Raw genomic sequence first — 13,361 nt, forward strand, 5'->3', positions numbered from 1 at the left:
CGAGGAAACCCGCGATGGACGACAACAAGCGCAAGGCGCTCGCTGCAGCACTCAGCCAGATCGAAAAGCAGTTCGGCAAGGGTGCCGTGATGCGCATGGGCGACAAGACAGACGAGGCGATCGATGTCGTCTCCACCGGCTCGCTCGGCCTGGACATCGCGCTGGGCGTGGGCGGCCTGCCGCGCGGCCGCGTGGTCGAGATCTACGGTCCGGAATCCTCGGGCAAGACCACGCTCACCTTGCAGGTGATCGCCGCCTGCCAGCGCAACGGCGGTACCGCGGCTTTCGTCGATGCCGAGCACGCGCTCGATCCGAGCTATGCCGAAAAACTCGGCGTCAAGGTCGATGATTTGCTCGTGTCGCAGCCCGATACCGGCGAGCAGGCGCTGGAAATCGCCGACATGCTGGTGCGCTCCAACGCGGTCGACGTGGTGGTGATCGACTCGGTCGCGGCGCTCACGCCCAAGGCCGAGATCGAAGGCGAGATGGGCGATTCGCACGTCGGCCTGCAGGCGCGCCTGATGAGTCAGGCGCTGCGCAAGCTCACTGCAAACATCAAGAAATCAGGAACCCTGGTCATTTTCATCAACCAGATCCGCATGAAGATCGGGGTGATGTTCGGCAACCCGGAAACCACCACCGGCGGCAATGCGCTCAAGTTCTACGCCTCGGTGCGCCTCGACATCCGCCGCATCGGCGCGGTCAAGCGCGGCGAGGAAGTGATTGGTTCGGAAACCCGCGTCAAGGTGGTCAAGAACAAGGTCGCGCCGCCCTTTCGCCAGGCCGAGTTCGAGATTCTCTACGGCGAAGGTTCTTCGCGCGAAGGCGAGCTCATTGAACTGGGCGTTGCCCACAACCTCGTCGACAAGTCGGGCGCCTGGTACAGCTACAACGGCGACCGCATCGGCCAGGGCAAGGACAACACGCGCATGTTCCTCAAGGAGCACCCGGAAATTGCCGCCGCGATAGACGCGCAATTGCGCGCCAAGTTGCTGGTGCGTGGCGGTACCTCGCCGCTGCCTGCGGTCGAGGTCGAGGAAGCCTGAGCGCGATCGTCTGCCGTGGATTTCAGGGACGCTGAGCCCAGCGCGTGGCGAGCCGCGCTGGGCGCTTGCATGCGCAATAGGATGAGCCGATGAGACTCAACAAACACATCGCCGAAAGCGGCCACTGCTCACGTCGCGAGGCCGATCGCCTGATTGCCGCCAAGCGGGTCAAGGTCAATGGCGAGATCGCCGGCATCGGCACCCAGGTGGAGGAGGGCGACGAAGTCCTCGTCGACGGTCAGAAGCTGCTCGTGCGCAAGGCGCGCGGCGGCGGGCGCAAGCATGTCTACATCGCGCTCAACAAGCCGATCGGCATCACCTGCACGACCGAGCACGAAGTCGGTGGCAACATCGTCGATTTCATCGGCCATGAGCAGCGCATCTTCCCGATCGGGCGGCTGGACAAGGAATCCGAGGGGCTGATCCTGCTCACCAGCAACGGCGACATCGTCAACGAAATCCTGCGCGCGGAAAACCGCCACGAGAAGGAATACCTGGTCGCGGTCAACAAGCCGGTCACGCCCGAGTTCCTCGCCGGCATGGCGCGTGGCGTGCGCATCCACGGCCAGATGACCAAGCCTTGTCGCACCGCGCGCATCGCCAAGTACGGCTTCCGCATCGTGCTCACGCAGGGCCTCAATCGGCAGATCCGCCTGATGGCCGAAGCCTTCGGCTACCGCGTCAAGCAACTGCGCCGCGTGCGCATCGTCAACATCAAGCTCGGCGCGCTCAAGCTTGGCCAGTGGCGCAACCTGACGCCCGCCGAGCTGCAGGGGCTGCTGCCACAGCGTAGCGAGTGGTGACGACTCAATCCGTCATGCCGCGCGATGCTTGTGGGGGCATCCTGGCGCGGTCGCGTCAGCCAGGTCGGGGTCGATCGCTTTGCTTGATGACTCGGGTCAAGTCTCCACCAGCACGATCGAACAGTTTGTGACCTTGTCCCTCTGCCGCATGCAGGACTTCCACAGCTCCCCGTGGGAGGAGTATCCAATCGGGCCGTAGCGGGAACCATCGCCTGCTGGAACGACCTGGAAGCCGCCGCCGCGACTGCGATCGCCCTCGCCCGAGCCCGGAATCGCCTTGCCATTTCTATCGACGGCGCTGCCGCCGACATAGTCTGCGGCGCCCTCGGGATCACTCGGCGCCTTGAAACACGACAAGTCTCCGTTTCGGAAGATGTAGCACTGCGTGATCGAGCCTTCGTGAGAGTCGACTGCTGGATACAACGAGGCAAGCGGCTTTTCGCTCGGAGTCGAAGCGGGGCGCGTGCCATCAGGGGCCTGGTTCCGCGCGCTCCAGATGCAATCGCGCAAGGCGATCTGGTCGCGACCATTGAACGAGGCGAAGCCACTCTGGTCGAGCAACAGGATCGGCTCGCCATGAGCCTCGACAGTGACAGTGTCACCCTGCAGTGCGTGGATGATGCGAAGGAAATGGGCCTCGGCGTCCGGCGACTGCCGCTGATTGGACAGGGCGGCGAGCGCTTCGGGTGCGTATCGCGGCGCGGTGCCTTCCCGCGACGGTCTTGGCTGTGCGGATCTTCGCGAAGGAAGGCAGGTCCGGAAAAAGCGGAACCGCGTCGACACGCTGTGCTGACGCGGCTCCGGTCTCCTGGTTTCCAGTCGGTGGCGTGGCTCAGTCGACGCTGAAGCCTTGCAATGACACCGGCGTGGTGCCGGGGCCGAAGTAGACATTGTCGACCCATAGCAACACGTTTGCGCCGCCGGGTTGGAGTGCATCGCGACGCACGGGAATCAGGGCGCGCAGTTCGCATTGCACGCTGGCGGTTCCACCCGGCAAGGTCCACGGTGTCGATGTGTCCAGCGGCACCCAGCCATTGCCATAGGGGCTGCCTTCGTCGGCGTCCTGGTTGCCCAGTTCCGAGCCGCTGCAGTCGGTCGATGCATAGGCGGCGCAATTCATGCCAAAGGCGAATGCGTTGTCTGCTTTCACCTTGGCGCCGAACGAATAGTCGGGTGCAGGCGGCGAGGCGACGCACTGGGTGGCGAGATAGGGATTGCTGCCGGAAACCGCTTCGATGATTGCCAGCGCGCCGGAACTGACCGAGCCGCCGGCGTCTTGCGTCGGATCGAACTGGATCTGGCTGCTTGCGCCATTGCTCTAGCCAGAAACGTCGCTGGTGAAATTTGGATTGACGATGAGGTTTTCTGCCGATGCCGATGTGGCGACGGTCAAGAAGACCCATGTGGTTGCGCACAACACGAATTGCTTCATGACTTGTCCCCTGTTTCTGGCCACCGTCCACTGCGCGCCGGCATTCTTTGCCCGGCACGATCACGATTCGGGCCATTCATGATTGCGCTTTAGGGCGGCGCGGCCCTTGATGTGGATCAATCGGGCAGGGCGGCGTTGTGATAGATCTCCTGCACGTCATCGAGCCCATCGAGCCAGTCGATGAGATCACGCAGGGTTTCCTCGGTCTCGCCGCTGATCGCGACGCGGTTGTCCGGGCGCATCACGATGTCGGCGCGCAGCGGCTCGAATCCGGCTGCCTTGAGCGCGGCCTTCACCGCTTCGAACTGCTCGGGCACGCAGATCACGCTGCTGCGACCATCCTCTGCGATGACATCATCTGCGCCGGCCTCGATCGCGCATTCGAGGATGCTGTCTTCACTGCCGGCCGCGGTGGTTTCGAACACGAGTTCGCCCAGACGCTTGAACTGGAACGCGACCGAACCGGAGGTGCCGAGGTTGCCGCCATGCTTGGTCAATGCGTGGCGCACATCGGCGACCGTGCGCACCGGGTTGTCGGTCATCGCATCGATGAGCAGTGCGATGCCGCCCGGGCCATAACCCTCGTAGCGCAGCTCCTGCATGTCGTCGGCGCCGTCGGCGCCCGAGCCGCGGCGGATCGCGCGCTCCATCGTGTCTTTCGGCATGTTCGCCGAGAGCGCCTTGTCCATCGCCACGCGCAGGCGTGAATTGCTGGCCGGATCGGCGCCGGTGCGCGCGGCGATCGTGATCTCGCGGATCAGCTTGGTGAAGATCTTGCCGCGGCGCGCGTCCTCGGCATTCTTGCGGTTTTCGATGCTCGGGCCTCTGCCCATGGGAGTTCCTGACAATGCGATAGAGGGCGCGGATTCTACTGCGCGGCTGCGCGATTGCGCGCAGCCGCGCCTTCTCTCAGTTCGTGCAGCCGGCTGGCGCGGGCGTCAGGCGAGACAGATCGAGCGTGCCGCTGTGGCCGGCGAAACTGCCGCTGGTGAACTGATAGTCGAGCTTGGCCGCGGTGCAACTGCTGAAGCTGAGCTTGGCATTGCCAACCGTTACGGTCTGGGTGGTGGCCGGCTGGTCGAAGACGCCGCCGCTGCTGTCATAGATCGTGATGTTGTTGTAGACCGAGGCGCCCGGCGTGATCGACGCCTGCATCGTGAACCAGTGCTGGCCATTGGCCCCGCTGCCCGAGGTGCCGTTGGGCGCGAAGGTGTACCAGGCGCCGAACATCACGCCCAGCGGCGGATTGAAATCGAACACGGCGCCTTGTCCGCTGTTGGACAAGTCGGCCCAGGCGCCTGATCGCGCATAGGCGCCCGGTGCGGTCTGCGGCGTTGCGCAGTTGACGTCGGACAACAGGCGCTGCAGCGGAATCGTGCCGGTTCGGCCATCGTCGAAGGCGTATTCGAGCGCGGCATGCGAGCAGTCACCAAAGGTGATCACGGCCTCGCCGACTGCCTGCGTACTGGTCGCCTGCGAGGAATCGAAGCGTCCTCCCAGTGTCTGGTAGATCGACATGGAGGCGACGTTGGAATTGCCGACTTCGCCCTGGATCGTGTACCAGCGCTGCACGCCGACGCCGTCGTAGGTGAACCAGCCGGCGAACAAATTGCCACGCGACGCACCCAACAGGTTCGGCGAGATTTCCATCACGAAGCCCTGGCTGTCGGTGGCTGGATTGGCCCAGGTCCCGGTCAGCGGGAAGCGATTGCCGGATACGCTCCAGGTGTCGAGCAGGTTGGATGCATCGAGGGAACCCAAACCGGTCACGAGGTCGTAGCCGGGTCCGACGGCATAACCCTGCAGTCCGCCGCTGAGCGCGGTCGCGCTGGGCAGGGAGTTGTTGCAAATGCTCGCGGTACCGACCGTGCAGTCGGTGACGCCGCTGCTCTCGACGGTGACATCGTGGTAGACGTTGTTCTGGCCTGCGCCGATCGCGTACAGACGCGGATTGATGTTGCCCTGCGTGCCCTGTGCCTTCTGGTTGATGAGTGCAGCCACGCCCGCCATGCTCGGCGCCGAGGCCGAGGTGCCACCCCAGCGGATGAAGCGGAACTTGTTGTCGGCTCCGGGGATGCAGGAGGCTTGCGAGGCCGCCATGCAGCCGAAATAGCCGTTCTTGATCGAGGCGCCGAACGACACGTCCGGCACGTAACGCCCCTGGGTGCCCGCGGGCACGCCCGGTGCCTGCTGCCAGGCGGGACGCCGCAGGTAGCTGCTCACGCCGCCGCCGGTCGCGGCGACCTGGTACTTGCTTTCGTTGTCGATGGGCTCGTTCCAGGCCCCTTCGGGCACGTAGCCCTTGGCCGAAACGAAGCCCAGCGTGTTGCCAGGCGTCCAGTATTCGTTGGTGTCGGTGCCCAAGCCGAAAATCGTGCCGCCGACGCAGGTGACATGGCCCGATGCGCAGAAGATGTTGATGCTGCGTGAAAGGCCGGGTTCGGGCTCGGTGAAGTAGGACGCGCAATCGGCAGCGCCTGCATCGCCCGAGGAGACGAACACCGATTGACCCTGCATCGCGGCCTGCGCGAAGGCCTGGTCGAGGCCCGTGGCCGCAGCCTGCGAGTTGTCGCCTTCGCAGGAGCCGAAGCTGATGCTTATGATCGAGGCTTCGATCGGATCCGCATCGATCGAATGGATCAGCGACAGGATCAGGCCGTCGGTATCGCCAGTCTTGGCGCTGACGATGAGCTTGAGGTCGGCGCCGGGCGCCACGCTGCCGGCGCGGGTGACGTCGAGGGTCGCCTCGCCCTGGTCCTTGACCAGATCGCTGGGCTCGTCGCAACTGGGCGTACCGGTTTCCGAGCAGGTCGTTGCCGGCGGGCCGGGATCGGTGCCATCGGGCGGGATCACCACCACGGGGTTCTTCATCGTCACGTTGGTACGTTCGCCAAAGGCCTGGATGTCGCCTTCGTGGACGCGCGCGCGGCCGAGGATCGCAATGGTTTGTCCGCTGCCGTTCATGCCCTGCGACCTGGCGCGCGTGAGCCCGTAGATCTTGTCGAAATCACCAGGCGACACGTAGTGCGAGCACACGTTGCCCACGCAGTTGGACATCGCGGGCGAGGCCTTGGCGCCGAGCGCCTGCTCGTCCAGCTGTTGTCGATGCAGGGGCGTGAAACGCATCGTGCTCAGGCCGACCACGCCATCCACGGCGTCGGCCAGCGCACTGGGAATCTGCGGCTGACTCGCGGGCGCCATGCGCTTTTCGGTATTGCCGATGCGATACCAGTGCAGCTGCGTGCCGAAGGCCTTGCCGACCGCGGCGGCGCTGCCGCTGAATCGAATCATCATGCGGCTGTTGGTCACGCCGTCCACGCGCAAGCCCTGACTGCGCAGCCATGCGCTGATCGCTTCGATGTCGGCCTGACTCGCGCCGAAACGCTCACCGATCTCGCTTGGCCGCAGCCAGCGGTGGTAGTTCGGCGAGGCGGGGTCCTGCTGTTCGAGCAGATACTGATCGAAGGCCTGCTGGCGCTCGGGCGAGCGCTTGAGCGTGAGCTGCAAGGCTTGCAGTTGCGTGCCCGCGGGCACCGCGCCGCGCTCGTAGGCAGACTTGGCCCAGGCGACATGCTGGCCGGTGAGTTCGCTGCGCTGCCGGACGTCGATGCGCTTGGTCACGAGGTTCGCACCTTGCGCGAACGCCGCACCTGCGAATGCCAGTCCGGCGCAGAGCGCGAGCATGCGGGGCAGCAAGCGGATACGTGTCGTGTGGCACGTGGTGGGGATGGTCTGGGCCATGCCGGTGTTCTCCTGATTGCAGTGGGTGATGATCCGGTTCGCTGCGCTGCAACGCAAGCGATCGCATCACGGATCGATACGCAGGTCCGCCGGTTTGCCGGCTGTGTCGATTACAATGGGCGGCTTTGTCCAGAGCCATGTCCCGATGATCGCCTTTCGCAATTTCGCCCTGCGCCGTGGTGAGCGCCTGCTGCTGTCGGATGTCGACGTGGCCCTGCATGCGGGCGCCAAGGTCGGCGTGGTCGGCCGCAACGGCTGCGGCAAGTCGAGCCTGTTCGCGGTGGTGATGGGCGAGATCGAACCCGACAAGGGCGACATCGACCTGCCCAACCGCCTGCGCCTGGCCAGCGTCGCGCAGGAGACGCCGTCACTGCCCGACGCAGCGATCGATTTCGTGATTTCCGGCGACACCGAGGTGCATGCGATCCTCGAAGCCGAAAAGGCCGCGAGCGCGATCGAGGATTGGGATGGCGTCGCTGCCGCACACCAGAAGCTCGCCGAGATCAACGGTTATGACGCCGAGGCGCGCGCCGGACGCCTGCTGCATGGTCTGGGCTTTCGGCCGCAGACCCATCGCATGGCGGTGTCGGAGTTTTCCGGCGGCTGGCGCGTGCGCCTCAATCTTGCGCGCGCCTTGATGCAGCCTTCCGACCTGCTCCTGCTCGACGAGCCGACCAACCATCTCGATCTCGACGCGGTGCTTTGGCTCGAACAATGGCTGCAGAAATATCCGGGCATGCTGCTGATGATTTCCCATGACCGCGAATTTCTCGACGGCCTGTGCACGCATACCCTGCATCTGCACGAGGGCAGGGCCAAGCTCTACAGCGGCGACTACACGAGCTTCGAGCACCAGCGCGCCGAGCATCTGCGCCAGCAGCAGATCGCCTTCGAAAAGGAACAGGCCGAACGCGAGCACCTGCAAGCCTTCATCGATCGCTTCAAGGCCAAGGCCAGCAAGGCCAAGCAGGCCCAATCACGGGTCAAGCGTCTGGCCAAGCTCGCGGGCACCGAGGCGGTGCGCGCCGAGCGCGAGATCCGCATCAATTTCCCGGTGCCGCTCAAGCTGCCGCATTCGCTGTTGCGTCTGAACGAGGTGGATGCGGGCTATCGACTCAGCGGCCATGCGCATGCCGGCCCGTCTGACCACGAAGTTGCCGAGGAAGGCGATCACGTCACCATCCTGGGCCGGGTCAAGTTCGGCCTGGAGGCGGGCGATCGCATCGGTCTGCTCGGTCCCAACGGCGCGGGCAAGTCGACCCTGGTCAAGACCCTGGTCGGCGAATTGCCCCTGCTGGCCGGCGAGCGCACCGCACATCCCGACCTCGTCCTGGGCTACTTCGCCCAGCACACGGTCGAATCCCTGCACGAAGGCCAGACGCCGATCGACCATCTGCGCGAGATCGCGCCCGGCGTCTCCACCCAGGATTTCCGCGATTACCTCGGCCGCTGGAACTTCCCCGGCGATCGCGCCTTCGAGGTGATCGACGGTTTTTCCGGCGGCGAGCGCGCGCGCTTGGCACTCGCTCTGATCGCCTGGCGCAAGCCCAACGTGCTCCTGCTCGACGAGCCGACCAACCATCTCGATCTGGAAATGCGCGAGGCGCTGGCCGAGGCGCTCAGCGATTTCGATGGTGCGATCGTGCTGGTTTCGCACGACCGCCATCTCACCGGCCTGGTCTGCGACACCTATTGGCGCGTCGCCGATGGCAAGGTCGAGGAATTCAAGGGCGATCTCGACGAATATGCGGCCTGGCTGCGCTCGCGCGGCAGCAACGGCGGCGGCGAAGCCGACGGCAAGGCCCGGGAGAAGCCCAAGGACAAGGCGAAACCCGCAGTCACGGCCAGCAAGGTGCCCGACTACACCCCGCGCGACAAGAAGCGCGAGCGGCAGCGCTGAGGCCGTGCGTCAGACTCGACGCGCGCATCCTCGCCCACATCCAACCCCGAAATGCCTTGCGCCGCGTTGCAATCGGCGTGGTTTCTGGTGCCTTCGCACCGCCACGCACAACGGGAGCATGAGCATGACTATCCATACCAAGGTTCTTCGCGCGCACTCGATCAGGCGAGCGCGGACGCTGACGCTGGGTGTTGCCAGCGCACTGCTGATCGCGCTGGCCTTGCCAGTGGGCGCGCAATCCGCCGAGTCGAAGCCGCAGGCCGACTCCGCGCATTCCACGCAAACCGGCACGCGCATCCGCAAGGGCGAACTGCCGCCCGACCGGGTGCTCGAGGTCATTGTGGTTGCCGGCGCAATCAAGGATTCGCGTTTGATCGCGCGCAATGATGCAGCCGATGATCGCGACATTCCCTTGCTGCCGGTGGCGCACGAAAGGCCGCAGCGCTGAGTGAAGGTTTCGATGCTTGCCGCGGCAAGGATGTCGCGGCAAGCATGCTCTTGCGGTGCGAATGAATCCGAAGTTGCAACCTCAAGGGGGCCAATCCCGGATTGGCTTTCTCTTTTGCCGTTGGGAGAGGGTAGCGCCAAGCGCTGGATGATGGCTGCGGAATACTCCTGCCGCTGCTCGTCTGGCCGCGGGTTCATCAACCACCACCTGTGCGGCCGCGGTGATCTGAAGATGCGCGATCGTGCGCATCAGGCCCGCGAACGCCTGGGGCGAGCCATCGCCGATCGCCAATGCAATATGCGTGGCGTCGAAGCCGTCGAGCCCGGGATCATGGCTGATCCAGCGCTTGCCATTCCACACCTGCACCCAAAGGTGCGGCGTGAATACATGACGATTGCCAAGGAATCGCGGTGCGTAGGCGAGACCGGCGACGATGCGCGCAGGAATGCCGCGTGCGCGCGCCGCGGCAGCGAGCAAGACCGCGAATTCGGTGCAGTCGCCACCGCGTGATTCGAAGGCCTGTGTCGCGCTGGCGTAAGTATTGAACGCAATCGTGCCGTTCATGTGCTTCTTCACCGCTGCTGTCAAGGCAAGCATCGTTGCTTCGGTTGTGGGTCGTCGAGCTCTGCGCGCAAATTCGATGATGCGTCGATCGCGGCTCTGGACCCAGTCGTTGGCGCTGCGGTATTGCTCGAGTTGGTCGACCGTCGGTGCGGCCTCGTTGCCGCAGTCGACGCAAACCGTGACCTCGACGGCGTCATCGTCGTAACGGATGCCTTGCTCTCCGGTTTCCGGCAGGCTCAGTTGCTCGCCATTGTCGAGCGCGAGGCGATATCGAATTGTGCCTTCGAGCGCGACCTGCGGTATTCGGTAGGGCGAGGGCACCGCCAGCGCCCGCATGGCCGAAGTTGCAGCGAAAGACGACAGCTCCGCGGCTGCGGCGCCAGCGCTGCCTTGCACCAGAACAATCGAGAGGGCAAGGATGGACAGGCAAGTGCGTGGCATGGCCGGGCTCTCGTGATCGGGTGCGCCGCGCCACTACACTGGCGCCTTTGCTGCAACGGGACAGGTGCGTGGCCGGGGTTGATTCGACGCGGGCATTGAGCGAGGCGTTGTTTGCGCCACTCGATCAGGGGTTGGTCGGTATCGGCGCCGATCAGCGCGTGCTCGTGCTCAGCGCGAGCGAGGCGCAGAGCTGGCGCATGCGCGCGGGTGCTCACTGGCGCTGCGAGCAGAGCTTCAAGCCGTGGGCGACGGCCTTGACGTCGGCAGGTCTGCGCACGGCGCAAGCCATCGCCGAAGCGGACTTCGATGCGGTGTTGATCTACGTGCCGCGCCAGCGCGAACGCGCGCGGGCCTTGTTCGCGAGTGCCGCGCGGCGCGTGCGCGAAGGCGGCATCGTGCTTGCCGCGCAAGCCAATCAGGAGGGCGCGCGTTCGGCGCAGGCCGATCTGGCGGCCTTGCTCGGGCCATTGCAGCACCTGTCGCAACGCAAGTGCCGGGTGTTCTGGACGCGGCGCGAGCAGATGCGCATCGACACCGATCTGCTGACGCAGTGGCAGGCCTTGGGTGAGGTGCAGCGGGTCGGTGAGCACGGTCATTGGAGCCGACCGGGGTTGTTCGCCTGGGATCGCATCGATGCTGGATCGGCGCTGCTGGCGCGTCATTTGCCGGACACGCTGGCCGGACGTGTCGCTGATCTCGGTGCGGCCTGGGGCTATCTGTCCTGCGTCATCGCCCAGCGCTGCAGCAGTGTGAGATCGATTGAGCTGTACGAAGCCGAAGCGCTCGCGCTCGAGCCGGCGCGGCGCAATCTCGATGAAGCCGCTGCGGCGTGCGCGCATGCGCCCGTGATTCGCATCCACTGGCATGACGTCACCGAAGGCTTGCCGCGGCGCTTCGACGTGGTGGTGATGAATCCACCGTTTCATGCAGGCCGCGCCGATGCGCCCGAACTCGGACAGGCCTTCATCGATGCCGCCGCCGATACACTCGAACCACCGGGCGAACTGTGGCTGGTTGCCAATCGCCATCTGCCCTACGAGGCACGGCTCGCGCGTCGCTTCGAGCAGGTGCAGGCGATGGCCGACGAGAGCGGTTTCAAGGTGCTGTGTGCGCGAGGCGTGCGCGCATGAAACTGGTCAAGCACATCGCCGGTCTCGGCTACGGCTCGCGCCGCGAGGTGATCGCGCTGCTGCGGGCGGGGCGCGTGACCGATGCGGATGGTGCAGTGCTTGGCGAGCGCGATGCGATCGAGCATGCGCGTATCCGTCTCGACGGCCAAGCACTCGATGTCGCGCCCGGGTTCATCGCGATGCTGCACAAGCCGGTCGGTTACACCTGTTCGACGCGCGATGCCGGCCGGCTCGTCCACGACCTGTTGCCGTCGCGCTGGCGTGCGCGAAATCCGCAGGTCTCGACCGTGGGCCGGCTCGATCGCGAGACTTCGGGTCTGCTGCTGCTCACCGATGATGGCGGTCTGCTGCATCGGATCATCTCGCCGCGAGCGCAGGTGGAGAAGGTCTACGAAGTGGAACTTGCGCAGGACTTGCGCGGCGATGAAGCGGCCTTGTTCGCCAGCGGCAAACTGCTGCTTGATGGCGAAACCACAACGCTCGCACCTGCGCGACTCCAGGCGCTCGGTCCGCGCAGCGCGCGTCTCACGGTGTGCGAGGGCCGCTACCATCAGGTGCGGCGGATGTTTGCCGCAACCGGCAATCATGTCGTGCGCTTGCATCGCGCTGCTGTCGGCTCGCTTGAATTGCGCGGACTTGCGTCAGGGCAGTGGCGGCTGCTCGAAGACGACGATGTGGCGCTGGTCTTCGGCGCGCGCAAGCCGTGATCGCAATGCGGCGTGGGATCGGCTTCACACGCGCCTGCCCGGGTTCGTGCGATGCTGGAGGCATGCATTGCGCGTCGAACAAGAAGTTGAATCGTGGGCATCGCCCGCGCGGGCGTTTCCGGGTGATTGCGACTGGTTCGCGCCGGGCCGTCGCCAGCTTCGCGTTGAGTCTGCTTGCGCTCGGCAGTGTGGCCGTGTCTGCGCTCGAAGTGCGTCAGGTCGATCACGACGGCGAGCGCTATCAGGTCGTCGAACTCGACCTGCGCCACGACCGGCTCGATCTGCGCTGGCAGGATGGCGAGGGTCATGCGCTGGCGAGCATCGAGGGTCTGCGCGCCTGGGCAGACGCCCATCATCGCACCCTGCTGTTTGCGGCCAATGCGGGCATCTACGATCAGGCGTTTCGACCGCTGGGCCTGCACATCGAGGACGGTACGACCTGGCGGCGGCTCAACACCGTGCGTTTGCCGGGGACGGTCGGCAATTTCTCGATGCAGCCCAATGGCGTGTTCTACGTCGATCGCAATGGCAAGGCGGGTGTGATGACGACCGCGCAGTGGCAGAGCAAGCCACCTGCGGCGCGCATCGCCAGCCAGTCGGGGCCGATGCTGGTGGTGGATGGCGAGGTCAATGCGAGCTTCGATACCAAATCGAACAGTCGCAAGATCCGCAGCGGCGTGTGCGCGCCCACACCCGAATCGGTTGTGTTCGCGATCAGCACGGCGCCGGTGTCATTTCATCGCTTTGGCAGTTTCATGCGCGATGCGCTCGGCTGCCGCGATGCCTTGTTTCTCGATGGCAGTCTGTCGCAGTTCTGGACGCCGCAGACGGGCTATGTCGGCGCGCCGGCGCCGATGCTCAAGCCCTTTGTCGGCATGTTCGAGGTGCTTTCTGAGCCTGCGCAGTAGCGGAGCCCGAGCTCTGATGCAAAGCAAAGCCCGCCATTCGGCGGGCTTGCGATCGCGTGTTGCAACACAAGCGCTCAGTGCGCAAGTTCGGTCGTCGGCAACTTGGTCATGCCGCTGGACTCCATTGAACGAGCGAGTTTCTTCTCGTGTTTGGCCGCGCGCTTTTCCTTGAAACTGCGCATCGGTTTCTTCTTGTCATTGTGACGCTGATGGTCCAAGCCCTTCATGGAATCCTCCTGGA

13 protein-coding genes and 1 pseudogene are annotated in these 13,361 nt (G+C 65.0%); 8 read left to right on the plus strand and 6 right to left on the minus strand.

Features of this window, described 5'->3' with window-relative positions:
- Positions 1–14 precede the first annotated feature (14 nt).
- Together recA and KF759_RS01535 are read left to right on the plus strand one after the other, a co-directional pair.
- Positions 15–1,046: a recombinase RecA gene (recA, locus tag KF759_RS01530; protein WP_291222554.1), complete on the plus strand. Its 1,032-nt coding sequence runs from the start codon at positions 15–17 to the stop codon at positions 1,044–1,046.
- An 89-nt stretch (positions 1,047–1,135) separates the two neighbouring features.
- A complete protein-coding gene (locus tag KF759_RS01535; protein WP_291222556.1) occupies positions 1,136–1,849 on the plus strand; it encodes a pseudouridine synthase in 714 nt (237 codons plus the stop codon).
- 96 nt (positions 1,850–1,945) lie between these two features.
- On the opposite strand, the gene KF759_RS01540 is transcribed toward KF759_RS01535, so the two are convergent.
- Positions 1,946–2,410, minus strand: coding sequence for a hypothetical protein (locus tag KF759_RS01540; protein WP_291222558.1), 465 nt, complete (start codon positions 2,408–2,410; stop codon positions 1,946–1,948).
- 271 nt (positions 2,411–2,681) lie between these two features.
- Positions 2,682–2,999 (minus strand): hypothetical protein, encoded by a 318-nt coding sequence (locus tag KF759_RS01545; protein ID WP_291222560.1) that lies wholly within the window; start codon positions 2,997–2,999, stop codon positions 2,682–2,684.
- A 205-nt stretch (positions 3,000–3,204) separates the two neighbouring features.
- Between KF759_RS01545 and KF759_RS01550 the strand changes: the two genes are divergently transcribed.
- Positions 3,205–3,363, plus strand: coding sequence for a hypothetical protein (locus KF759_RS01550; RefSeq protein ID WP_291222561.1), 159 nt, complete (start codon positions 3,205–3,207; stop codon positions 3,361–3,363).
- Positions 3,364–3,397: 34 nt separating this feature from the next.
- On the opposite strand, the gene KF759_RS01555 is transcribed toward KF759_RS01550, so the two are convergent.
- Together KF759_RS01555 and KF759_RS01560 are read right to left on the minus strand one after the other, a co-directional pair.
- Positions 3,398–4,114, minus strand: a complete 717-nt coding sequence (locus KF759_RS01555) for a YebC/PmpR family DNA-binding transcriptional regulator (RefSeq protein ID WP_291222563.1) — start codon at positions 4,112–4,114, stop codon at positions 3,398–3,400.
- 76 nt (positions 4,115–4,190) lie between these two features.
- Complete coding sequence (locus tag KF759_RS01560) at positions 4,191–7,022, minus strand: S53 family serine peptidase (RefSeq protein ID WP_291222565.1); 2,832 nt, start codon at positions 7,020–7,022, stop codon at positions 4,191–4,193.
- A gap of 145 nt (positions 7,023–7,167) precedes the next feature.
- Between KF759_RS01560 and abc-f the strand changes: the two are divergent.
- Positions 7,168–8,790 (plus strand): annotated as a pseudogene (abc-f, locus tag KF759_RS01565) (ribosomal protection-like ABC-F family protein); the annotation flags it as partial.
- A 256-nt stretch (positions 8,791–9,046) separates the two neighbouring features.
- Positions 9,047–9,370, plus strand: a complete 324-nt coding sequence (locus tag KF759_RS01570) for a hypothetical protein (protein ID WP_291222567.1) — start codon at positions 9,047–9,049, stop codon at positions 9,368–9,370.
- Positions 9,371–9,451: 81 nt separating this feature from the next.
- Here the strand turns inward: KF759_RS01570 and KF759_RS01575 are convergent, their stop codons facing one another.
- Positions 9,452–10,375 carry a transglutaminase-like domain-containing protein gene (locus tag KF759_RS01575; RefSeq protein WP_291222569.1) on the minus strand — a complete coding sequence of 308 codons (924 nt, stop codon included), beginning with the start codon at positions 10,373–10,375 and terminating at the stop codon, positions 9,452–9,454.
- Between the two features lie 68 nt (positions 10,376–10,443).
- Here KF759_RS01575 and KF759_RS01580 point away from each other — a divergent pair, with 68 nt between their 5' ends.
- The 3 genes from KF759_RS01580 (at position 10,444) to KF759_RS01590 (ending at position 13,120) form a co-directional block, all read left to right on the plus strand.
- Positions 10,444–11,505, plus strand: a complete 1,062-nt coding sequence (locus KF759_RS01580; protein ID WP_291222571.1) for a class I SAM-dependent methyltransferase — start codon at positions 10,444–10,446, stop codon at positions 11,503–11,505.
- The gene (locus KF759_RS01585) at positions 11,502–12,212 is read left to right on the plus strand and encodes a pseudouridine synthase (protein WP_291222573.1); all 711 of its coding nucleotides are present in this window, start codon (positions 11,502–11,504) and stop codon (positions 12,210–12,212) included. The genes KF759_RS01580 and KF759_RS01585 overlap by 4 nt, the downstream gene beginning before the upstream one ends.
- Before the next feature lie 122 nt (positions 12,213–12,334).
- Positions 12,335–13,120, plus strand: a complete 786-nt coding sequence (locus KF759_RS01590) for a phosphodiester glycosidase family protein (RefSeq protein ID WP_291222575.1) — start codon at positions 12,335–12,337, stop codon at positions 13,118–13,120.
- A gap of 74 nt (positions 13,121–13,194) precedes the next feature.
- On the opposite strand, the gene KF759_RS01595 is transcribed toward KF759_RS01590, so the two are convergent.
- Complete coding sequence (locus tag KF759_RS01595) at positions 13,195–13,347, minus strand: hypothetical protein (RefSeq protein ID WP_291222577.1); 153 nt, start codon at positions 13,345–13,347, stop codon at positions 13,195–13,197.
- Positions 13,348–13,361: the final 14 nt, after the last annotated feature.

Source organism: Dokdonella sp. (assembly GCF_019634815.1).
In the GTDB taxonomy this organism is placed as follows: Bacteria; Pseudomonadota; Gammaproteobacteria; order Xanthomonadales; family Rhodanobacteraceae; genus Dokdonella_A.

Excerpts from the sequence above, each read along its gene's own strand:
- recA (WP_291222554.1), top strand. The coding sequence starts at position 15 with ATGGACGACAACAAGCGCAAGGCGCTCGCTGCAGCACTCAGCCAGATC.
- KF759_RS01550 (WP_291222561.1), top strand. The coding sequence starts at position 3,205 with ATGAGGTTTTCTGCCGATGCCGATGTGGCGACGGTCAAGAAGACCCAT.
- KF759_RS01535 (WP_291222556.1), top strand. The coding sequence starts at position 1,136 with ATGAGACTCAACAAACACATCGCCGAAAGCGGCCACTGCTCACGTCGC.
- KF759_RS01585 (WP_291222573.1), top strand. The coding sequence starts at position 11,502 with ATGAAACTGGTCAAGCACATCGCCGGTCTCGGCTACGGCTCGCGCCGC.
- KF759_RS01595 (WP_291222577.1), bottom strand. The coding sequence starts at position 13,347 with ATGAAGGGCTTGGACCATCAGCGTCACAATGACAAGAAGAAACCGATG.
- KF759_RS01575 (WP_291222569.1), bottom strand. The coding sequence starts at position 10,375 with ATGCCACGCACTTGCCTGTCCATCCTTGCCCTCTCGATTGTTCTGGTG.
- KF759_RS01555 (WP_291222563.1), bottom strand. The coding sequence starts at position 4,114 with ATGGGCAGAGGCCCGAGCATCGAAAACCGCAAGAATGCCGAGGACGCG.
- KF759_RS01570 (WP_291222567.1), top strand. The coding sequence starts at position 9,047 with ATGACTATCCATACCAAGGTTCTTCGCGCGCACTCGATCAGGCGAGCG.
- KF759_RS01560 (WP_291222565.1), bottom strand. The coding sequence starts at position 7,022 with ATGGCCCAGACCATCCCCACCACGTGCCACACGACACGTATCCGCTTG.